The sequence below is a fragment of the Methylobacterium sp. NMS14P genome, from assembly GCF_028583545.1.
In the GTDB taxonomy this organism is placed as follows: domain Bacteria; phylum Pseudomonadota; class Alphaproteobacteria; order Rhizobiales; family Beijerinckiaceae; genus Methylobacterium.
Map to the genome: position 1 here is coordinate 4278627 of NZ_CP087106.1, position 22216 is coordinate 4300842.

A 22216-nucleotide genomic window follows, 5' to 3' on the forward strand; every position below is an offset into this window, starting at 1 on the left:
CTCCTCAAACCGCCAGCGCCAGGGCGGCGTCGTCCGTGAAGGCGCCGCCCTCGACCACCGCCTGCTCCAGGCCGGACGCGGCCACCAGGAGGTTCTCGGCGTAGAACCGGGCGAGGGCGATGCGGGCCGCGTGCGCCGGGTCCGTCTCGCCCGCCTTCCGGGCGGCGCTCGCGGCGAGCGCGCTGCGGGCGAGGCAGGCGGCGCCCAGCGTGAGGCCGAACAGCCGCAGGTACGGCGTCGCGCCGGCGAGCGCCGCCTCGGGGCGGTTCGAGCTCAGCGCGGCGAGCTGGTGGCTCGTCGCCCGGTCGAGGCTGCCGATCCCGTCGCGCAGCCGCGCCGCCATGTGGCCGAAGGCCGGGTCGCCGGCCTTGAGCAGTCCCTCCGCGGCGCGGCGCATCCAGGCGATCTGCGACCGCGCGGTGGCCCCGCCGTTCAGCGGCAGCTTGCGGGCGGTGAGGTCGATGGCCTGGATGCCGTTGGTCCCCTCGTAGATGCCGAGGATGCGGGCGTCGCGCATGAGCTGCGCCGCCCCTGTCTCCTCCACGAAGCCCATGCCGCCGTGGACCTGCACGCCGAGCGAGGTCACCTCGTTGGCGAGGTCCGTCGCGAACGCCTTCGCGACCGGGGTCAGCACCGAGGCGCGGTCCAGGGCCGCCTGCCCCTCCGGCCCCTTCGACGCGTCGAGGGCCGCGGCGGTGAGGTAGCAGATGGCGCGGGCGGCGGCCGTCGAGGCCTTCATGGTCAGCAGCATGCGCTGCACGTCCGGATGGGCAGCGATCGGGCTCGTCGCCTCGGCGGCGCCCACCGCCTTGCCCTGGCGGCGCTCCTGCGCGTAGGCGAGCGCCCGCTGGGTCGCGGCCTCGGCGACGCCGACGCCCTGCAGGCCGACATTGAGCCGCGCCGCGTTCATCATCGTGAACATGCAGGCCAGCCCCTTGTTCTCCTGGCCGATCAGCCAGCCGGTGGCGCCGCCGCCGTCGCCGAACGCCATCGAGCAGGTCGGCGAGGCGTGGATGCCGAGCTTGTGCTCGATGCCGGAGCAGCGCAGGTCGTTGCGGGTCCCGTCCGGCAGCACCTTCGGCACCAGGAACAGCGAGATGCCCCGCGTACCGGCGGGCGCGTCGGGCAGGCGCGCCAGGACGAGGTGGACGATGTTGTCGGCGAGATCGTGCTCGCCGTAGGTGATGTAGATCTTGTTGCCGGTGATCCGGTAGGTGCCGTCGCCCGCAGGCACCGCCCGGGTGCGCAGCAAGGCGAGGTCGGAGCCCGCCTGCGGCTCGGTCAGGTTCATGGTGGCGGGCCACGCGCCCGAGACCAGCTTCTCGAGGTAGCGCGCCTTCAGGTCGTCCGAGCCGTGGGCCGCCAGCGCCTCGATGCCGCCCTGGGTCAGGAGCGGGCAGAGGCCGAAGGCGAGGTTGGCGCCGTTCCACATCTCGGTGCAGGCGGCCTCGATCAGCTTCGGCAGGCCCTGGCCGCCGTGGTCGGCCTCGGCCGAGAGCCCGTTCCACCCGCCCTCCGTGAAGGTGCGGTAGGCCTCGCGCCAGCCGGGCGGCGTGGTGACCTGCCCGTCCGCGAAGGGGGTGCCGTGCCGGTCGCCGACCCGGTTGAGCGGCGCGATCACGCCGGCGGCGATGCGCCCGGCCTCGGTCAGGATCGCCTCGGCGTCGTCGGGATCGACCGCGTCGAGCCCGGCCACGTGCCGCAGCGTGAAGAGCATCTCGGGGACCGGGGCGCGGTAACTCATACGATCCTCCCGTGTGGCGGCCCGCCCGCGCGTTCGATCCGGGGCGGGTTTGACCGCGCCCGCGCACCGGCGCTAGGGCGGGGCGAGGATAGGCGCGCGGGGCTCGCACCGCCATGACCTCGGAGACGGCTTCCCGCATGAACGATCCCGGGTCAACGGTCCCGGCCGCGACCCGGCGGCTCCCCGCCGACGCCGCCGGCCTCGCGGAGGCCGCCGCGCTCCTACGGGCGGGCCGCCTCGTCGCCTTCCCGACCGAGACCGTCTACGGGCTCGGGGCGGACGCCACCGACCCCGGGGCGGTGACGGGCATCTTCGCCGCCAAGGCGCGGCCGCGCTTCAACCCGCTGATCTCGCATCTGCCCGACGCGGCGGCGGCCCTGGCGGAGGGCGTCTTCGACGCGTCGGCGCGCCGCCTCGCCGAGGCCTTCTGGCCCGGTCCCCTGACCCTGGTCGTCCCGGCGCACGCGGGCACGCGGGTCTGCGACCTCGCCCGCGCCGGCCTGCCGAGCCTCGCCCTGCGGGTTCCCGCGCACCCGCTCGCGCGGGATCTCCTGGCGCAGGTCGGGCGGCCGGTCGCGGCGCCCTCGGCCAACCGGTCCGGGCGGGTGAGCCCGACGCGGGCCGTCCACGTCCTCGACGATCTCGCCGGCCGGATCGCCGCCGTGCTCGACGGCGGCGACACGACGGTGGGCGTGGAGTCGACGGTGGTGGCCTGCCTCGACGGCACGCCGCGGCTGCTGCGGCCCGGCGGCGTCACCCGGGCAGCGCTCCGGGCGGTGCTCGGCCTCGATCCGGCGACGCCCGAGGCGGCGGATGCCGACCGTCCGGCGGGCCCGGGCATGCTGGCCTCGCACTACGCGCCGCGGGCGCGGGTCCGCCTCGACGCGGTGCGGATCGAGCCCGGCGAGGCGGTCCTGCTGTTCGGGTCTGTCCTACCCGCCGGTCACGAGACCGCGCGGGCCAGTCTCAACCTGAGCCCGGCGGGCGACCCCGCGGAGGCCGCGGCCCGGCTGTTCGGCGCCCTGCGCGACCTCGACGCCTCGGGGGCCGAGACCATCGCGGTGGCGCCGATCCCCGGGGTCGGCCTCGGCGAGGCGATCCGCGACCGCCTCGCCCGGGCGGCCGCGCCCCGCTGACGGGGAGAAATTTTCGCCGGCTGCGGAACAGAGTTCGGCCTGATCCGTTTACTGATCACGAAGGCCTTCTCAGCCCCCAATGGCCTTTTTCCTTTCAGGCTCGGAGCAATCCGAGCCTTTTTTCTTGCCTTCTCAGTCTCGGGCCAGCTTGGCCGCGATCCCCGCGACATGGCGCCCCTGGAAGCGCGCGCCCTCCAGTTCGACGGCGCTCGGCTGGCGGGACCCGTCGCCGTCCGCGATCGTGCTGGCGCCGTAGGGCGTGTTGCCCTTCACCGCCTCGACGCCGGCCTGGCCCTGGAAGCTGTAGGGCAGGCCGACCACCACCATGCCGTGGTGGAACAGCACCGTGTGGAAGCTCGTCAGCGTCGTCTCCTGGCCGCCGTGCTGCGAGGCCGTGGAGGTGAAGACCGAGCCGACCTTGCCGACCAGCGCGCCCTTCATCCAGAGGCCGCCGGTCTGGTCGATGAACTGCTTCATCTGCGAGGCCATGTTGCCGTAGCGGGTCGGGGTGCCGAAGATGATCGCGTCGTAGTCGGCGAGTTCGGCGACCGTCGCGACCGGCGCCGCCTGATCGAGCTTGAAGTGGCTCTGCCGGGCGACCTCCTCCGGCACCAGCTCGGGCACGCGCTTCACGACGACCTCGGCCCCCGTCTCGCGGGCGCCCTCGGCGACGGCGTAGGCCATCTGCTCCACGTGGCCGTAGGTCGAGTAGTACAGCACCAGAACCTTCGCCATGGAATGGTCTCTCCTGCGTGTCGGACGTCCGGCCGAATCGTCGGCCGGCGGATGGCCCCTGCATCGCGCATTTGCCGCCTTGCAAGAATGCCCCGACATGCAAGAACGATCTTGCACAGATGCAAGGATCCGGGCTTGGCGCTCGATTGGGACGAATTCCGGTTCGTGAAGGCCGTGGCCGACCGGGGCGGCCTGACCGCGGCGGCGGCCGAGCTCGGCATCAACCACTCGACGGCGTTCCGGCGCCTCGCCGCCCTGGAGGCGCGGCTCGGCACGCGCCTGTTCGAGCGGCTGCGCACGGGCTACGTACCGACCGCCGCCGGGCAGGCGATGGCCGAGGCGGCCGGGCGGATCGAGGCGGACGTGACGCGCTTCGCGCGCGCGGTGGCGGGACAGGGCGAGACGCCGTCCGGCGAGTTGCGGGTGACGGCGCCGGCCGGCTTCGCCGCCGAGCTGCTGATGCCGATGCTGGCGGGCTTCGCGGAGCGCTACCCGGAGATCCGCATCGAGCTCATCCTCGCCGAGGCGACGCTCAACCTCTCGCGCCGGGATGCCGACGTGGCGATCCGGATCAGCCGGGAACCGAGCGAGACCCTGGTCGGGCGTCGACTCGCCCTCACCGCGTGGGCGGTCTACGGCCGCGCCGATCGCGCCTACGGCGACCTGGCCCGCGAGACGTGGATCAGCCCGAGTCCGCTGGTGGCGGGGGGTTCGCTCACGCGCTTCGTGGAGGCGCGGGCACCATCCGACCGCGTCCGCCTGCGGATCAACGCGGTGCTGGGCCTGGAGGCGGCGGTCGAGGCCGGCCTCGGCATCGGCCCGCTCCCCTGCTTCACGGCCGACGTCAACCCGGCGCTGCGCCGCCTGTCGGGGCCGCACCCCGAACTCGGGGCGGATCTGTGGATCCTGACGCATCCGGACCTGCGCCACGCGGCGCGGGTCCGGGCCTTCATGGAGCACGTCGCCGAGGCGCTGCTGCCGTTGCGGGCGCGGTTCGAGGGCCGATGACCCGCCTCAGCGGATCTCGACCACCTCGACCTCGTGTCCGTTCACCTCGACCACGTCGCCGGTCGTCTTGCCGGTGATCGCGCGGGCGAGCGGCGCCACGTACGAGATCGAGCCCTTGTGCGGGTCGGCCTCGTCCTCGCCGACGATCCGGAAGGTCTGCCGGGTCTCCTTGCCGGACTCGTCCTCGCGGACCACCGTGACGGTCGAGCCGAACTGCACGGTGTCGCCGCCCTTGGGCTCGACGAGCTGGGCGGTGTTCTTCCGGGCCGCCCAGTAGCGCAGGTCGCGCCCGATGCGGGAATCCTCCGCCTTGTCGGCGGGATCCAGCGAGGCGACCTCCTTCTCCAGGCGCGCGACCTCGGCCTCGATCTGCGCGAGCCCCTCCGGCGTGACGAAGTTCGTGTGCGGCGAGATCGGCCGATCCGGCAGATTCTCGAACGCTTCCCCACCCTCGGGCTCTTTGACGAATGCGACGCTCATGAAGACGCCAACACGCCAGGTACGGCAAAGGTTCCCGCGCGACGGTGGTCCGGCCGGACCGGCGTTCTCGCCGTGGCGGCGCGCCTGCTAGGACGGGGCGGCCGGATCCTCATCCACGAGGGGCACCCCGTCGCGAACATGTCCGGGCCGCGGGAGGAGAGGCCGCTCCTGGCCCGGTACTCCTCCATCCGCATCGCCCCCCGCTCCCGCGCGAGGAGGCGGAACGCCGCCTGACGGGCGCCGGAGCTACCCGACCTCCACCACGGTCCGGCCCCGCACCCTGCCGGCCAGGATCTCGTCGCCGAGCCGGCCGACCTCCTCCAGGCCGACCTTGCTCGTCATGGCGGCGAGCTTGTCGAGGTCGAGCTCCCGGGCGAGGCGCGCCCAGGCCGCGCGCCGCTTCTTCTGCGGGGTCGTGACGCTGTTGATGCCGAGCAGCGAGACGCCGCGGAGGATGAACGGCGCCACCGAGGTCGGCAGGTCCATGCCCTGCGCCAGCCCGCAGGCCGCGACGGCGCCGTCCGCCCGGGTCATGGCGAGGACGTTGGCGAGGGTCGTCGAGCCCACGGCGTCGACGCCCGCGGCCCAGCGCTCCTTGCCGAGGGGCTTGCCGGGCTTCGACAGTTCGGCCCGGTCGACGATCTCGGCGGCGCCGAGCCCCTTCAGGTAATCGGACTCGCCGTCCCGGCCGGTGGAGGCGACCACGTGCCAGCCCGCCCGGGCGAGGAGCGCCACCGCGACGGAGCCGACCCCGCCCGAGGCGCCGGTGACGATGACCGGGCCGTGCTCCGGCTTCACCCCGTGGGCGTCCAGCGCCATGCAGCACAGCATCGCCGTGTAGCCGGCGGTGCCCACCGCCATGGCCTGCTCGGCCGTGAGCCCCTGGGGCAGCGGCACCAGCCAGTCGCCCCGGACCCGGGCGCGCTGCGCGTAGGCGCCGAGATGCGTCTCGCCGACGCCCCAGCCGGTGAGCACGACCGCGTCGCCCGGCCTGTACTCCGGATGGTCCGAGGTCTCGACGATCCCCGAGAAGTCGATGCCGGGGATCATCGGAAAGCGGCGCACCACCGGCGACTTGCCGGTGAGCGCGAGGCCGTCCTTGTAGTTCAGGGTCGAGTGCGTCACCCGCACGGTGACGTCGCCGTCCATCAGGTCGGCGTCGTCGAAATCCCTGAAGGCGAGGCCCTGGCCGGCCTCGCTCTTCTCGACCACCCAGGCCTTGAACGTCCCCATCGTCACCTCCCGTGCTGCGCGGTGAGGTGTGGCCGGGACGCCCGGAATCAAGGCGACGGCGGTCGTTGCCGGCTCAGTATCCCTCGTACCGGCTGCCCGTGTAGAAGCCGAGCCCGACGCCGATATCCGAGGAGCTGGCCCCGGTGATGCCGAGGGCGTCCGGGATCGAGCCGACGAGCGGGCCACCGTAGGCCGCGGGCCGGTAGCCGTAGCCCCCGCCGTAACCGCCGCCGATCGGCGCCCAGCCGGCCCGGGCCGGCGCGACGAGGACGCGGCGGCTGACGCTGGCGTATTCCGGCGGGATCGTCTCGGGGATCGTCTGCGCCGGGCGGATCAGCACGGTCCGGGTGCGGACGGCGAAGCGCGGCGGCGCGGTCACCCAGCAGCCGATCAGCTCGCCGCCGGGGCCGCGGCTGGTCTGCCAGTAGCGGCCGCCGGGCGAGACCATCACGCGCTCCGACACCGTGTCGTAGACCGGCGGCGTGGTGCGGTAGACCGTGCGGGGCGGACGCACCAGCACGTTCTCCTGCACGGTGTCGTAGACCGGCGGCGTGACGACGCGGCGATAGCATTCGGAGCCGTAGCAGCCGCCGGCCTGGGCGGGCGCGGCGAGGAGCGCGCCGCCGAGGGCGGCGGCGAGGAGAGCGGTGCGAGCGACCGGCGCGGTCATGGAAGTCCTCTGATACGCATTACTACGAGACGCGGCGCGGACGCGGCGCTCGTCTCGACGTACCAGAGGCCAGACTCGTTGCCCGGCGCGCAAGCATTATCAGGAACGAAGGTAAAATTAACCCTTGGTTTCGACTGCTTAGACGTCGCCTACCTAGGTAGGATTGTTCGGATCTTCCACAGTCTCTCTTATGAAGCTCGCTGCGGCCGGGGTCAGGTCTGGCCGGCCCGGAGCTGGTAGAAGATGTGCCGGCCGATCACGTCCATCTTGCGCAGGCGGCGGGCCCAGCCCGGACGCACGTAGTCGGCGTGGTAGTGGGTCGCGGCGCCGACCTCGGCGAGGTAGGTTCGGCCCTCGATCACCGAGCGGGCGATGCGGGTGGCGCTCTCCCAGGCGCCGGCATCGGTGATGCGCAGGGACTTGCCCTCGCACGCGAAGGAGAACTGGCAGCCCATGTAGTGGTGCCGGTTCTGGTAGACGACGCCGCAGACGCTCGCCGGGTAGAGGCCGCTCTTCACCCGGTTGAGCACCACCTGGGCGACGGCGGCCTGGCCAGCCTCGGGCTCGCTCCGGGCCTCGAAATAGACCGCCTCGGAGAGGCAGCGCTGCTCCTTGTCGAGGGCGTTCGGGTCGATCAGGTCGGCGTAGCGCCGGCGCGCGTCCTCGGGCACCGGCTGGGCGCTGTCGGGGCGCTCGGTGCGGATCGCGAAATCGGGGAGCGCGAGGCTCGCCGCGGCGATCTCGACGGGGATGGCGTCCGCGGGGGCCGGCGTCGTGGAGGACAGCGCGATGGCGCGGGGCACCGGCGGGGTCGAGCCGTCGAAGCGCTCGGGGCCGCCGTCCTCGGTGAGGTCGGCCGTCCCCTCGCCCGTGGAGGCGGCGGTGCCGCTGCCGGTGGTGAGGCCCAGATCCGGCACGGGAACGAAGGCGGCCTCCGGCTCGGATTCCGGATCCCAGACGGCGGAGCCCTGCGTCAGCACGCCGGTGACGCTGCCGGTGACGTCGCCGAAGACCAGGGCGCCGCCGGCCTCGCGCAGGTTCGCGGCCCGGCGGCCGAAGCTCTCGGCCGGCGGCCGGGCGGGATCGCCCTTGCCGGCCCGCTGCACCACCGGGAAGACGTGCGCGCCGGTCTTGAAGACCGCCTGCGGCGGCTCGTCGCCGAGGCGGCGGAGGGCCGATCCGATCAGCAGGGTGCCGGGCGGCAGCGGCGGGACCGTGTCGGCATCGATCACCGCCAGCCGGCTGGCCCCGATGGCGTTCTCCGTGCCGGCGTCGGCGGTGAACGACACCAGCAGGCCCAGCCCGACCATCCAGGGCGTCAGGGCCGCCGAGAGCCAGCGCAGGCTCGATTCCCGTCCTCGTCTCGTGCCCACGACGCCAGACCCGCACTCACGCACCCGAACCGGCCCGATCCTCCCCGTTTCCGGGGTGTTTCTGCGGCCGCGCCGAATTTATCGCGCGGTATGGTTGAGCCGCGGTTAAGGCCGGATGGCCGCGCGTGTCTTGATCCGGTCCCGCGTTGAACGCTGCGGTCGACGCTTCCCACTCCGTCATCGCGAGCGGAGCGAAGTGACCGAGGGCACCGGGACGTCGGGAAGCGCGGCGCCGCTCGGGCTCGCTTCGCCGCGCTCGCAGAGACGGCAGCGTTGAGAGAGGCACGCAGCAAAAGAAAAGGGCGGCCCGCAGGCCGCCCTCTCTCGTCTCGGTCCGGCCTGCCGCCTTACTCGGCGGCGGCGGGCGGAAGCTCCTCGACCGGCATGGCGCCGCTCTCGGCCTGCTTCTGCTGCAGGATCATCGCGTCGCGGCGGCGGGCGATGGAGCGGATATCCGCCACCATCGAGCCCGTGCCCGCCGGGATCAGCGAGCCGACGATCACGTTCTCCTTCAGGCCTTCCAGGGTGTCGACCTTGCCGTTGACCGCCGCCTCGGTGAGGACGCGGGTGGTCTCCTGGAACGAGGCCGCCGAGATGAACGACTTGGTCTGCAGCGACGCCTTGGTGATGCCGAGCAGGACCGGGACGCCCTGGATCGGCTTCTTGCCCTCGGCGAGCAGCTTCTCGTTGAAGTCGGTCAGCTCCGTGCGATCGATCTGGTCACCCGAGAGGATGTCCGAGTCGCCGCCGTCGGTCACTTCGACCTTCTGCAGCATCTGACGGACGATCACCTCGATGTGCTTGTCGTTGATCGACACGCCCTGCAGCCGGTAGACCTCCTGGATCTCGTTGACGAGGTAGGCCGCGAGTTCCTCCACGCCCTTGATGGCCAGGATGTCGTGCGGGGCCGGGTTCCCGTCGACGATGTAATCGCCGAGCTCGACCACGTCCCCGTCCTGCAGGTGGATGTGCTTGCCCTTCGGGATCAGGTACTCGACCGCCTCCGAGCCGTCATGCGGCGTCAGCGTGAGCCGACGCTTGTTCTTGTAGTCGCGGCCGAACGCGATGGTGCCCGACTTCTCGGCGATGATCGCCGCGTCCTTCGGGCGCCGTGCCTCGAACAGCTCCGCCACCCGCGGCAGACCGCCGGTGATGTCGCGGGTCTTGGCCGAGTCGGTCGAGACGCGGGCGAGAATGTCGCCGGCATTCACCTTCGCGCCGGGATCGAAGCCGATGATGGCGTCGACCGGGAGGAAGTAGCGGGCGTCCGAGCCGCGGGGCAGCTTGAGCGCCTTGCCGTCCCGATCGACCACGACCATCGCGGGCTTCAGATCCGAGGTCCGGGCCGAACCGCGCCAGTCGACGACGACGCGCTTGGCGATGCCGGTCGACTCGTCGGTGGTCTCGGTCATCGACTGGCCGTCGACCAGGTCCTCGTAGGCCACGATGCCGTCGACCTCGGTGAGGATCGGACGGGTGTAGGGATCCCACTCGGCGATCCGCTGCCCGCGCTTGATCTTGTCACCCTCGTCGACCCGGAGCTTGGCGCCGTACTGCAGGCGGTGAACCGCCCGCTCGACCCCGTCCGACCCGACGATCACCACCGCCACGTTGCGGCCGGTGGCGATCAGGTCACCGTCCGAGTTCTTGGCGATCGCGCGGTTGCGGATCTTGATCGTGCCCTCGAAGCTCGACTCGATGAACGACGAGTCAGCGATCTGGGCCGCACCGCCGATGTGGAAGGTGCGCATCGTGAGCTGCGTGCCCGGCTCGCCGATCGACTGCGCCGCGATGACGCCGACGGCCTCGCCCATGTTGACGGGCGTGCCGCGGGCGAGGTCGCGCCCGTAGCAGGTGGCGCAGACGCCGCTCTTGGTGGCGCAGACCAGCACCGAGCGGATCTTCACCTCCTGGATGCCGGCGGCGTTGATCGCCGGCAGGTGCCGCTCCTCGATGGTCTCGCCGGTCTTGACGATCACCGTGCCGTCCGCGGCCACCAGATCCTCGGCCGTGGCGCGGCCCAGGATGCGGGTGGCGAGCGTCGCCACGACCTGGCCGGCATCCACGATGGCGCGCATCTTGATGCCGTTGGTCGTGCCGCAATCGACCTCGCGGATGACGGCGTCCTGGGCCACGTCGACGAGGCGGCGGGTCAGGTAGCCGGAATTCGCGGTCTTCAGGGCGGTGTCGGCCAGGCCCTTACGGGCACCGTGCGTGGAGTTGAAGTACTCCAGAACGTCCAGGCCTTCCTTGAAGTTCGAGATGATCGGGGTCTCGATGATCTCGCCCGACGGCTTGGCCATGAGGCCGCGCATCGCCGCGAGCTGCTTCATCTGGGCAGGCGAGCCACGGGCACCCGAGTGGCTCATCATGTAGATCGAGTTGACCTGCTTGTCCGCACCGTGCTCGTCCTTCTGGACGGCCGAGATGCGGCCCATCATCTCGGCGGCCAGCTTGTCCGAGCACTTGGCCCAGGCATCGACCACCTTGTTGTACTTCTCGCCCTGGGTGATCAGGCCGTCGTTGTACTGCTGCTCGTAATCCTTCACGAGCGCGCGCGTCGTGTCGACGATCGACCACTTGTTCTCCGGCACGACCATGTCGTCCTTGCCGAAGGAGATGCCGGCCTTGAACGCGTGGGTGAAGCCCAGCGCCATGATCCGGTCACAGAAGATCACCGACTCCTTCTGACCGCAGTGGCGGTAGACGGTGTCGATCATCGCCGAGATCTCCTTCTTGGTCATCAGCTTGTTGACGACGTCGAAGGGCACCTTGGCGTGCTTCGGCAGGGCGCCGGACAGGATCACCCGGCCGGGCGTGGTCTCGTAGGTCTTGGTCAGCGGCTCGCCGTCCGGGCCGATGCCGGTCCAGCGCCACTTGATCTTGGAGTGCAGCGACACGGCCTTGGCGGCCAGGGCGTGCTCCAGCTCGCCCATGTCGCCGTAGACACCCTGCATCGGGTTCTTGGTGTTGCCCGGCTTGAACTCGCCCGGCGCGCCCTCGGCCACGATCGACAGGTAGTAGAGGCCGAGAACGATGTCCTGCGACGGCACGATGATCGGCTGACCGTTGGCCGGGTGCAGGATGTTGTTCGTCGACATCATCAGGACGCGCGCTTCCAGCTGCGCCTCGAGCGACAGCGGGACGTGCACGGCCATCTGGTCGCCGTCGAAGTCGGCGTTGAACGCGGCGCAGACCAGCGGGTGCAGCTGGATCGCCTTGCCCTCGATCAGCTTCGGCTCGAAGGCCTGGATGCCGAGGCGGTGCAGCGTCGGCGCGCGGTTCAGCATCACCGGGTGCTCGCGGATCACCTCATCGAGGATGTCCCAGACCTCCGGCTTCTCCTTCTCCACGAGCTTCTTGGCCTGCTTGACGGTGGCCGAGAAACCCTTGGCGTCGAGGCGCGCGTAGATGAACGGCTTGAACAGCTCCAGCGCCATCTTCTTGGGCAGGCCGCACTGGTGCAGCTTCAGCTCCGGACCGACCACGATGACCGAGCGGCCCGAGTAGTCGACGCGCTTGCCGAGCAGGTTCTGGCGGAACCGGCCCTGCTTGCCCTTGAGCATGTCGGCGAGCGACTTCAGCGGGCGCTTGTTGGCGCCCGTGATGACGCGGCCGCGGCGGCCGTTGTCGAACAGGGCGTCGACCGCCTCCTGCAGCATCCGCTTCTCGTTGCGGATGATGATGTCGGGCGCGCGCAGCTCGATCAGCCGCTTCAGGCGGTTGTTGCGGTTGATGACGCGGCGGTAGAGGTCGTTGAGGTCGGACGTCGCGAAACGGCCGCCGTCCAGCGGGACCAGCGGGCGCAGGTCCGGCGGGATCACCGGCACGACCGTGAGGATCATCCATTCCGGCTTGTTGCCGGACATCTGGAAGGCCTCGATGATCTTGAGCCGCTTCAGGAGCTTCTTGGGCTTCAGCTCCGAGGTGGTGACGGCGATCTCCTCGCGCAGATCGTTGGCGATCTTGTCGAGGTCGAGCTCCTGCAGGATGCGCCGGATGGCCTCGGCGCCGATCATGGCGGTGAACGAGTCCTCGCCGTACTCCTCCTGCGCGCGCAGGTACTCCTCCTCCGACAGGAGCTGACGCTCCTTCAGGGGGGTGAGGCCCGGCTCGATGACGCAGTACGACTCGAAGTACAGGATCCGCTCGAGGTCCTTGAGCGCCATGTCGAGCAGCAGGCCGATGCGGCTCGGCAGCGACTTCAGGAACCAGATATGCGCGACGGGGGCGGCCAGCTCGATGTGGCCCATGCGGTCGCGCCGGACGCGCGCGAGCGTCACCTCGACGCCGCACTTCTCGCAGATGACGCCCTTGTACTTCATGCGCTTGTACTTGCCGCACAAGCACTCGTAGTCCTTGATCGGCCCGAAGATGCGCGCGCAGAACAGGCCGTCGCGCTCGGGCTTGAAGGTCCGGTAGTTGATGGTCTCGGGCTTCTTGATCTCGCCGTACGACCAGGAGAGGATCTTCTCCGGGGACGAGATCGAGATCTTGATCTGATCGAAGCTGACCGGCTGGGTCTGCTGGTTGAAAAGGTTCATGACCTCTTGGTTCATGATCCGCTCCTTGTTGACGCCGACGGCCCCGCGCCGGGCCACCACGTCCTGAAAAAGATCCGGCGCCGCACCCCGCGCGGGCGCTGCTCACCGTCGTCGAACCCTGGAAGGCCCCTCCCCTCCCCGCTCGACCGTGGCGGCGGTGATCTCCACCGCCACGGGAGGTTTTTGCGACTGGCTTACTCGGCCGCGTCGGCCGGCGGCTCGAGCTGGTCGTTCGCGGCCTTCTTGGAGGACGTCAGCTCGACGTTGAGGCCGAGCGAGCGCATCTCCTTGACGAGCACGTTGAACGACTCGGGGATGCCGGCCTCGAAGGTGTCGTCGCCGCGGACGATCGCCTCGTAGACCTTGGTGCGGCCGGCCACGTCGTCCGACTTCACCGTGAGCATCTCCTGCAGCGTGTAGGCCGCACCGTAGGCCTCCAGCGCCCAGACCTCCATCTCGCCGAAGCGCTGGCCGCCGAACTGCGCCTTGCCGCCCAGCGGCTGCTGGGTGACGAGCGAGTACGGGCCGATCGAGCGCGCGTGGATCTTGTCGTCCACGAGGTGGTGCAGCTTCAGCATGTAGATGTAGCCCATCGTGACCTTGCGGTCGAAGGGCTCGCCGGTGCGCCCGTCGTAGAGCGTCGACTGCGCCGAGCGGTCCAGCCCGGCCATCTCCAGCATCTGCTCGATGTCGGCCTCCTTGGCGCCGTTGAAGACCGGCGTGGCCATCGGCACGCCGCGGCGGACGTTGTTGCCGGCCTCGGCCAGCTCCTCGTCCGTCAGGCCGTCGAGCTCGCCCGGGGAGTAGATCGCCGTCATCTCCTCCCGCAGCGGCGCGATGTCCTGCGTCTTCAGATAGGCATCCACCGCCTTCGACACCTTGCGACCCAGGCCCGCAGCCGCCCAGCCCAGGTGCGTCTCGAGGATCTGGCCGACGTTCATGCGCGAGGGCACGCCCAGCGGGTTGAGCACGATGTCGGCATGCGTCCCGTCCTCCAGGAACGGCATGTCCTCGATCGGCACGATCCGCGACACGACACCCTTGTTGCCGTGACGGCCGGCCATCTTGTCGCCCGGCTGGATCTTGCGCTTCACCGCCACGAAGACCTTGACCATCTTCATGACGCCCGGAGGCAGCTCGTCGCCGCGCTGCAGCTTCTCGACCTTGTCGAGGAAGCGCTGCTCGAGGCGCTTCTTCGACTCGTCGTACTGCTTCTGCATCGCCTCCATCTCGGTCATGAGACGGTCCTCGATGACGGCGAACTGCCACCATTGCGAGCGCGGGTAGTCGTTGATCAGCTCGCGGGTGAGCGTGGTGTCCTTCTTGAAGCCCTTCGGGCCGGCCACCGGCGCCTGACCGATCAGCACGTCCGCGAGGCGGGCGTAGGTGTTGCGGTCGAGGATCGCCTGCTCGTCGTCGCGGTCCTTGGCGAGCCGCTCGATCTCCTCGCGCTCGATCGCCTGGGCGCGCTCGTCCTTGTCGACGCCGTGGCGGTTGAACACCCGCACCTCGACGATCGTGCCGGTGACGCCCGGCGGCACACGCAGCGAGGTGTCGCGCACGTCCGAGGCCTTCTCGCCGAAGATGGCGCGGAGCAGCTTCTCCTCCGGCGTCATCGGGCTCTCGCCCTTCGGGGTGATCTTGCCGACGAGGATGTCGCCCGCGTTCACCTCGGCACCGATGTAGACGATGCCGGCTTCGTCGAGGTTCTTGAGCGCCTCCTCGGAGACGTTCGGGATGTCGCGGGTGATCTCCTCCGGCCCGAGCTTGGTGTCGCGGGCCATCACCTCGAACTCCTCGATGTGGATCGAGGTGAACACGTCATCCTTCACGATCCGCTCGGAGAGCAGGATCGAGTCCTCGAAGTTGTAGCCGTTCCACGGCATGAACGCGACGAGCACGTTCCGGCCGAGCGCCAGCTCGCCGAACTCGGTCGAGGGACCGTCGGCGATGATCTCGCCCTTCTTCACGAACTCGCCGACGCGGACCAGCGGCTTCTGCGTGATGCAGGTCGACTGGTTGGAGCGCTGGAACTTCTGCAGCCGGTAGATGTCGACGCCGGGCTTGTTGGCGTCGGCCTCCTCGGTGGCGCGGATGACGATACGGGTGGCGTCCACCTGGTCGATGATGCCGGCCCGGCGGGCCGCGATGGCGGCGCCGGAGTCGCGGGCGACCACCGCCTCCATGCCGGTGCCCACGAACGGGGCGTCGGCGCGGACCAGCGGCACCGCCTGGCGCTGCATGTTCGAGCCCATGAGCGCGCGGTTGGCGTCGTCGTTCTCGAGGAACGGGATCAGCGCCGCGGCGACCGAGACCAGCTGCTTCGGCGACACGTCCATGAGGTCGACGCGCTCAGGCCCGACGACGATCACCTCGCCGGCCCGGCGGCAGACCACGAGGTCCTCCGTGAGCTTGCGGGCCTCGTCCATCTGGGCGTTCGCCTGGGCGACGTAGTACTTCGCCTCCTCCATGGCCGAGAGGTAGGCGACCTCGTCGGTGACCACGCCGTCGCGGACGCGGCGGAACGGGGTCTCGATGAAGCCGTACTTGTTCACCCGCGCGAAAGTGGCGAGCGAGTTGATCAGGCCGATGTTCGGGCCTTCCGGCGTCTCGATCGGGCAGATGCGGCCGTAGTGGGTCGGGTGCACGTCGCGCACCTCGAAGCCGGCGCGCTCGCGGGTCAGACCGCCCGGGCCGAGGGCCGAGAGGCGGCGCTTGTGCGTCACCTCGGACAGCGGGTTGGTCTGGTCCATGAACTGCGAGAGCTGCGACGAGCCGAAGAACTCGCGCACGGCCGCGGCCGCGGGCTTCGCGTTGATCAGGTCCTGCGGCATGACCGTGTCGATGTCGACCTGGCTCATGCGCTCGCGGATGGCGCGCTCCATGCGCAGGAGGCCCAGGCGGTACTGGTTCTCCATGAGCTCGCCGACCGAGCGGACGCGGCGGTTGCCGAGGTGGTCGATGTCGTCGACCTCACCCTTGCCGTCGCGCAGCTCGACCAGCGCCTTGACCACCGCCAGCATGTCCTCCTTGCGGAGCGTGCGCACGGTGTCGGCGGCGTCGAGGTCGAGGCGCATGTTCATCTTCACGCGGCCGACCGCCGAGAGGTCGTAGCGCTCGGAATCGAAGAACAGCGAGTGGAACATCGCCTCGGCGGTCTCGAGGGTCGGCGGCTCGCCCGGGCGCATGACCCGGTAGATGTCGAACAGCGCGCCCTCGCGGCTGGAGTTCTTGTCCACCGCCAGCGTGTTGCGGATGTAGGGGCCGATGTTGACGTGGTCGATGTCGAGCACCGGCAGCTCGGTGATCCCGACCTCCTCCAGGCTCTTCAGGAGCTTGTCGGTGACCTCCTCGCCGGCCTCGGCCCAGATCTCACCGGTCTGCGCGTTGACCAGATCCTCGGCGACGTACTGGCCGACGAGATCCTCGTCGGTCGCCTTGAGGAACTTGGTGCCCTTCTCGGTGATCTGGCGGGCGTTGCGCGCGTTGAGCTTCTTGCCGGCCTCGAGCACGACCTCGCCGGAATCGGCGTCGATCAGGTCGACGGTGGCCTTCATGCCCTTCATGCGCTCGGCGTCGAACGGCACGCGCCAGTCGGCGCCGTCCCGGTCGTAGACGACCTTGTTGTAGAAGGTCGACAGGATCTCCTCGCCGTCGAGGCCCAGGGCGTAGAGCAGCGACGTTGCCGGCAGCTTGCGCTTCCGGTCGATGCGGACGTGCACGATGTCTTTGGCGTCGAACTCGACGTCGAGCCAGGAGCCCCGGTACGGGATGATGCGGGCGGCGAACAGGAGCTTGCCCGACGAGTGGGTCTTGCCCTTGTCGTGGTCGAAGAACACGCCCGGCGAGCGGTGCATCTGCGAGACGATGACGCGCTCGGTGCCGTTGACGATGAAGGTGCCGTTCTCCGTCATCAGGGGCATGTCGCCCATGTAGACGTCCTGCTCCTTGATGTCCTTGACCGACTTGGCCTGGGTGTCGGGATCGACATCGAACACGATGAGGCGGAGCGTGACCTTCAGCGGCGCCGCGAAGGTGATGCCGCGCTGGCGGCACTCGTCCACGTCGTACTTCGGGGCCTCGAAGGTGTAGCGCACGAACTCGAGCAGCGCCGTGGAGGCGAAGTCGGAGATCGGGAACACCGACTTGAACACGCTCTGCAGCCCCTCGTCGGCGCGCCCGCCCTCGGGCTCGTCGACCATCAGGAACTGGTCGTAGGACGCCTTCTGAACCTCGATGAGGTTCGGCATCTCGGCAACTTCCTTGATCTTGCCGAAGAACTTCCGAATGCGCTTGCGACCGACCAGCGTGTTGGCCATGTGACCTCGCTCCTACCCGCGTGCCTCGCGCCCGGGGAAGCGTTCCCGAAAGGGACCTCCCGCACCGGGCCGTGACGCGCGCCCCGCCGGGCCGCGCCACCGAACCGAATCTCTTGCCGGTCCCTCGCGGGACCATCCGCCGAAGCGGCCTAAAGCCCGCGGGCGCTGACCCGCGGGCTCCGGTCACGACAGGCTCGCGCGGAGCCTCCGTGGGGTGATGGGCCGGGACCGGCCCATCGTCGGCTTACTTGAGCTCGACCTTGGCGCCGGCCTTCTCGAGCTGGGCCTTGAGCTTCTCGGCCTCGTCCTTGGCGACGCCTTCCTTGACCGGCTTCGGCGCGCCCTCGACCAGGTCCTTGGCCTCCTTGAGGCCGAGGCCGGTGATCGCGCGGACCTCCTTGATGACCTCGATCTTCTTGTCGCCGGCGGAGGCGAGGACGACCGTGAACTCGGTCTGCTCCTCGACGGCGGCGGCGGCGCCACCGGCGGCCGGGCCGGCGGCGACGGCGACGGCAGCGGCGGCCGAGACGCCCCACTTCTCCTCGAGCATCTTGGCCAGGTCAGCGGCCTCGAGCACGGTCAGCGAGGACAGGTCGTCGACGAGCTTGGCGAGATCAGCCATTTTGAATTCCTCTCAGATATCGGTTTGAATGGATGGATTTTGAAGGGCCTCAGGCGGCCTCGTCCTTCTTGGCATAGGCCCCGAACACGCGGGCGAGCTTGGAAGCCGGCGCGTTGACGACCTGAGCGATCTTCGTCGCGGGCGCCTGCACGAGGCCCACGATCTTGGCGCGCAGTTCGTCGAGGGACGGGAGCGAGGCGAGCGCCTTCACGCCGTCCGGGTTCAGGGCGGTCTTCCCCATCGCGCCGCCGAGGATCACGAGCTTGTCGTTGACCTTGGCGAAATCGACCGCGACCTTCGCGGCAGCGACCGGATCGCCGGAATAGGCGAGCAGGGTCGGGCCCTTCAGGAGCGGCTTGATGGAGGCGACGTCCGTGCCATCGAGTGCGATGCCGGCGAGGCTGTTCTTGGCGACCTTCACGGTGGCGCCGGCCTGCTTCATCTGCGCGCGCAGCTTCTGCATGTCGGCGACCGTGAGGCCCTTGTAGTGGGCCACGACGACGACGGCGCTCTGATTGAACACGCCGTTGAGCGTCGAGACGAGATCAGCTTTAGCTGTCCGGTCCACTGGGCTCTCTCCGGTTGGCGGAACCCGGTCTCGGGTCCGCCGGTTGCACATGCCGCCCGGACGTGGTCTCGGCCTTCAGGAAGACCGGGAACGTCCGAACGACGCTTCGCGGCCCTGTCCCCGCGCGTGCCCCTGGAGGCCGCCTCGGGCGAGTTGGTTCAAACCGACACCCCTCCGCGGCCGGGGCCGGGGCGAGGCTTTTCGAATTCGGTCTTCCCCGTCTGTGCAGGCTGGCGGATTAAGCCGGCGAACCGGCACCTGCAGTCTCGGACAGGACATGGCCGGACAAGGCTCCGCGGGGCTCATCGCCCCTGGGATCCTTCCGGCCAGTGCCACCCGGTTGCCCGGGCGACATTTCGAGCGGAAACCGGCCGATCGGCCGTTCTCCTTCCGTGAGGATGAAATGCGTGAGGCGCGGTGTATAGAGCCTAGCAAGCCGCCTGCCAAGGGCCGGAACGCGACTTTTCCGCCGCAGGCAAGGACTTGCGCAGGAGCCTTGCCGCGACCGCATCGCTCGGAGCGGCCCGGGATCCCGGGCTACGCCGCCTCGCGCTCCGGCACGAGCTTGCGCCGCGCGGCCTCCCACCAGCTGCGGTCGCGGGCCTCCTTCGCCTCCGCGGCCTTGGCGGCGTAGAACGAGGCGTTGTGCTCGCCGCGCAGGGCCTCGCGGGTGAAGCGGATCAGGTGGTGGGCGACGAAGCCCATGTTGAACACCGCCTCGATCTGCCCGCGCTTCAGCGCGTAGCCGGCCGCGCTCCAGAACGGCTTGCGGTAGTCGGAGAAGATCCCGACCCGGGTGATGATGTTGAAACCGAGGATCAGGCCGCGGCGCAGGTTGGTGAAGGTGAGCTTGCCGGCCGTCGGCGTCGTAATCCGGTTCGGGTAGGTCACCGCGCACTGGTGCTTGAACCGCTCGAAGATCTTCTCCGGCTCGTAGGCGTGCGCGATCGCGCGGCGCCAGCTGCTCACCACCGAGTCGTGGGGCCGCTTGAACAGGACGTTCGATTCGAGGCTGGCGTCGTGCAGCAGCCGGCCCTCGCGCTCCAGCCGGTCCCAGAGCGGGGTCTTGGGGAGCGCCTGGAGCAGGTTGATGGTCAGGACCGGGATCGCCGAGCGGTCGATGAAGTCGATCAGGTTCTGCTCGGATTTGTCGGTGTCGGAATCGAGGCCCAGGATGATGCCGGAGGTGACCTCCAGCCCGTAGGAATTGAGGGTCTCGATCGCCTCGTACATCGGCACGGCGGCGTTGTGGGTCTTGTCGATGCCCTTGAGCGCCTCCGCCTCCGGCGTCTCGATGCCGACGAACACCGTCATGAAGTTGGCCTGCCGCATCAGCTCGAGGATCTCGGGCTGCTTGGCCATGTTCAGCGTCGCCTCGCAGGCGAACTGGAGCGGGTAGGCGTTCTTCTTCTGCCATTCCACGAGGTGCGGCAGCATCTCGCGGGTCGCCTTGCGATTGCCGATGAAGTTGTCGTCGACGAAGTACACCACGGCCGGATGGCCCGGCTGGCTGACGATGGCGTCGAGCTCCGCGCACATCTGCTCCGGGCTCTTGAGCCGCGGTTGGCGGCCGTAGAGCTGCGGGATGTCGCAGAACTCGCAGCGGTACGGGCAGCCCGAGGAGAATTGCAGCGAGCCGATCAGGTAGCGCTTGAGCGGCGCGCGCTCGTAGGCCGGGGCCGGGAAGTCGGCGAGCGCGAGGCGGTCCTTGGTCTCCAGCACCACCTGGGCGGGCGGGCGCGTCAGGTCGGCATCGAGGCGCGCGACGAGGTCGTCGGTGGCGTCGCCGATCTCGCCGATATGGAGGTAGTCGAAGTCGCCGTACTTCTCCGGGGCGCCCGAGACCGAGGGGCCGCCCAGCACCGTCACCTTGCCGGCCGCGCGGGCGCGGTCGCGGATGTCGTGGATCTGCGGCTCCTGGATGTGCATCCCGGAGACGAACACCGCGTCGGCCCAGGCGAAGTCGGCCGGGCCCGCGCGGCGGATATTCTCATCGATGAACCGGCATTCCCACGCCTCGGGCATGTAGGCCGCGATCAGCAGCAGTCCCTGCGGCGGCATGAACGCCTTCACCCCGCCCATCAACGGGTAGGCGTGGGAGAATGTCCCGAAGGACGGCGTGTAGGCGGGAAAGACGCACAGGATGCGTCGCTTGGAGGTGACCGTCAGGGTGCATCGCATGGCGGCCTATCTAGCACAGCCGCGGCCGTTGGCGCCCCCCTCGGCGGTTAAGAATGGCGTGAGGGACGCGGGCTCAGTGCGGCCGCCGCGGCTTGTCTTCCTGACGTGTCCGGGGCCCTGTTCCGCCGGTCCCCTGCGCACCTGAGACAGGGATGCGCCTCGCCCGGCACCGCCCCACGCCGGAACGGGTGGTGCGCGGCACGACCCGCGCCGGGATCCGGCATCAGCCGCCGCCCCGCGACGCAGAACGCCCGGCCGTTCCCGGCCGGGCGCTCCGCAGCGTCGACGATTCGTCTCGCCTCAGGCGGTCAGGACCGTGTTCGGCTCGACCTTCACGCCCGGGCCCATCGTCGAGGTGACGGCGATGCGCTGGACGTAGGTGCCCTTGGCGCCCGCGGGCTTCGCCTTGGCGACGGCGTCCGCGAAGGCCTTGATGTTCTCGACGAGCTTGTCGGCGTCGAACGAGACCTTGCCGACGCCGGCATGGACGATGCCGGCCTTCTCGACGCGGAACTCCACCGAGCCGCCCTTGGCGCCGGCGACGGCGCCCTTCACGTCCATGGTGACGGTGCCGACCTTCGGGTTCGGCATCAGGCCGCGCGGGCCCAGCACCTTACCGAGGCGGCCGACCAGCGGCATCATGTCCGGGGTGGCGATGCAGCGATCGAAATCGATCTTGCCGCTCTGCACGATCTCGAGGAGGTCCTCGGCGCCGACGATGTCGGCACCCGCCGCCTTGGCGTCGTCCGCCTTGGCGCCGCGGGCGAAGACCGCCACGCGCACCGTCCGGCCGGAGCCGTTCGGCAGGTTGCAGACGCCGCGGACCATCTGGTCGGCGTGGCGGGGATCGACGCCGAGGTTCATCGAGACCTCGACGGTCTCGTCGAACTTCGCGGTCGCCCGCTCCTTCACCAGCTTGATCGCCTCGTCGAGGGGATAGAGCTTGGTGACCTCGATGCCCTCGCGGGCGGCGCGGATGCGCTTGCCTTCCTTAGCCATGATGTCCTCCCTCAGGCCGTGACTTCGAGGCCCATGGCCCGGGCGGAGCCGCGGATCATGGCAACGGCCGACTCGATCGAGTCGCAGTTGAGGTCGGGCATCTTCTTCTCGGCGATCTCGCGCAGCTGCGCCTCCGAGATCTTGCCGACGGTCGGGCCCTTGCCCGGGGTCTTGGAGCCGGAGGCGGGCTTCTTGCCGAGCTTCAGGCCGACGGCCTTCTTGAGGAAGAAGGTGACCGGCGGCTGCTTCATCTCGAAGGTGAAGGAGCGGTCCTGATACGCGGTGATGATCACCGGGATCGGGGTGCCCTTCTCCATCTGCGCGGTCTTCGCGTTGAAGGCCTTGCAGAATTCCATGATGTTGAGGCCGCGCTGACCGAGCGCGGGACCGATCGGCGGCGACGGGTTCGCCGCGCCGGCCGGGACCTGAAGCTTCACGTAGCCCGTGATCTTCTTCGCCATGGGACTGCTCCCAATGAAAATCCGCCCCCACGCGGCCTGAAGCGCGGCGGGTCGGACGGTTGCAGGTCGCGGTGCGAGCCGTGGACCCCGGAGGCGAAGCCGGGCGGTTCTCCCGCGGATGGTGCCGCGTCCTCAGCGGGACG

15 protein-coding genes are annotated in these 22216 nt (G+C 69.9%); 2 read left to right on the forward strand and 13 right to left on the reverse strand.

Translation table 11 applies throughout. The features are described 5' to 3' along the window. Positions 1 to 4 precede the first annotated feature (4 nt). Positions 5 to 1744: an acyl-CoA dehydrogenase gene (locus LOK46_RS20275; RefSeq protein WP_273560177.1), complete on the reverse strand. Its 1740-nt coding sequence runs from the start codon at positions 1742 to 1744 to the stop codon at positions 5 to 7. Between the two features lie 137 nt (positions 1745 to 1881). Here LOK46_RS20275 and LOK46_RS20280 point away from each other — a divergent pair, with 137 nt between their 5' ends. Further along, the gene (locus LOK46_RS20280) at positions 1882 to 2880 is read left to right on the forward strand and encodes an L-threonylcarbamoyladenylate synthase (RefSeq protein WP_273560179.1); all 999 of its coding nucleotides are present in this window, start codon (positions 1882 to 1884) and stop codon (positions 2878 to 2880) included. A 132-nt stretch (positions 2881 to 3012) separates the two neighbouring features. On the opposite strand, the gene wrbA is transcribed toward LOK46_RS20280, so the two are convergent. After that, positions 3013 to 3615: an NAD(P)H:quinone oxidoreductase gene (gene wrbA / locus LOK46_RS20285; RefSeq protein WP_091683025.1), complete on the reverse strand. Its 603-nt coding sequence runs from the start codon at positions 3613 to 3615 to the stop codon at positions 3013 to 3015. 135 nt (positions 3616 to 3750) lie between these two features. On the opposite strand from wrbA, the gene LOK46_RS20290 reads away from it, so the two are divergent. Beyond that, on the forward strand, positions 3751 to 4623 hold the full coding sequence (locus LOK46_RS20290) for a LysR family transcriptional regulator (protein WP_273560181.1): 873 nt from the start codon (positions 3751 to 3753) through the stop codon (positions 4621 to 4623). A 6-nt stretch (positions 4624 to 4629) separates the two neighbouring features. Here the strand turns inward: LOK46_RS20290 and greA are convergent, their stop codons facing one another. The 11 genes from greA to rplK all read right to left on the reverse strand — a co-directional run bounded on the left by greA (position 4630) and on the right by rplK (position 22073). Continuing rightward, positions 4630 to 5103 (reverse strand): transcription elongation factor GreA, encoded by a 474-nt coding sequence (greA, locus tag LOK46_RS20295; RefSeq protein ID WP_273560183.1) that lies wholly within the window; start codon positions 5101 to 5103, stop codon positions 4630 to 4632. Positions 5104 to 5349: 246 nt separating this feature from the next. Next, positions 5350 to 6336 carry an acrylyl-CoA reductase (NADPH) gene (acuI, locus tag LOK46_RS20300; RefSeq protein WP_273560185.1) on the reverse strand — a complete coding sequence of 329 codons (987 nt, stop codon included), beginning with the start codon at positions 6334 to 6336 and terminating at the stop codon, positions 5350 to 5352. A 73-nt stretch (positions 6337 to 6409) separates the two neighbouring features. Next, on the reverse strand, positions 6410 to 7006 hold the full coding sequence (locus tag LOK46_RS20305; RefSeq protein WP_273560187.1) for a hypothetical protein: 597 nt from the start codon (positions 7004 to 7006) through the stop codon (positions 6410 to 6412). Positions 7007 to 7218: 212 nt separating this feature from the next. After that, positions 7219 to 8316, reverse strand: coding sequence for a cell wall hydrolase (locus LOK46_RS20310; protein WP_273564648.1), 1098 nt, complete (start codon positions 8314 to 8316; stop codon positions 7219 to 7221). Between the two features lie 410 nt (positions 8317 to 8726). Then, positions 8727 to 12938: a DNA-directed RNA polymerase subunit beta' gene (rpoC, locus tag LOK46_RS20315; RefSeq protein ID WP_273560189.1), complete on the reverse strand. Its 4212-nt coding sequence runs from the start codon at positions 12936 to 12938 to the stop codon at positions 8727 to 8729. A 179-nt stretch (positions 12939 to 13117) separates the two neighbouring features. Next, positions 13118 to 17242: a DNA-directed RNA polymerase subunit beta gene (gene rpoB, locus LOK46_RS20320; protein ID WP_273560191.1), complete on the reverse strand. Its 4125-nt coding sequence runs from the start codon at positions 17240 to 17242 to the stop codon at positions 13118 to 13120. Positions 17243 to 17486: 244 nt separating this feature from the next. After that, a complete protein-coding gene (rplL, locus tag LOK46_RS20325) occupies positions 17487 to 17864 on the reverse strand; it encodes a 50S ribosomal protein L7/L12 (protein WP_056526337.1) in 378 nt (125 codons plus the stop codon). Between the two features lie 49 nt (positions 17865 to 17913). After that, positions 17914 to 18432 (reverse strand): 50S ribosomal protein L10, encoded by a 519-nt coding sequence (gene rplJ, locus LOK46_RS20330; protein WP_056526339.1) that lies wholly within the window; start codon positions 18430 to 18432, stop codon positions 17914 to 17916. Positions 18433 to 18969: 537 nt separating this feature from the next. Further along, positions 18970 to 20613, reverse strand: coding sequence for a B12-binding domain-containing radical SAM protein (locus LOK46_RS20335; protein WP_273560209.1), 1644 nt, complete (start codon positions 20611 to 20613; stop codon positions 18970 to 18972). A 300-nt stretch (positions 20614 to 20913) separates the two neighbouring features. Continuing rightward, positions 20914 to 21612: a 50S ribosomal protein L1 gene (gene rplA / locus LOK46_RS20340; RefSeq protein WP_192711268.1), complete on the reverse strand. Its 699-nt coding sequence runs from the start codon at positions 21610 to 21612 to the stop codon at positions 20914 to 20916. 11 nt (positions 21613 to 21623) lie between these two features. Continuing rightward, entirely contained in the window at positions 21624 to 22073 is a 450-nt protein-coding gene (gene rplK, locus LOK46_RS20345) for a 50S ribosomal protein L11 (RefSeq protein ID WP_043348285.1), read from the reverse strand. Positions 22074 to 22216: the final 143 nt, after the last annotated feature.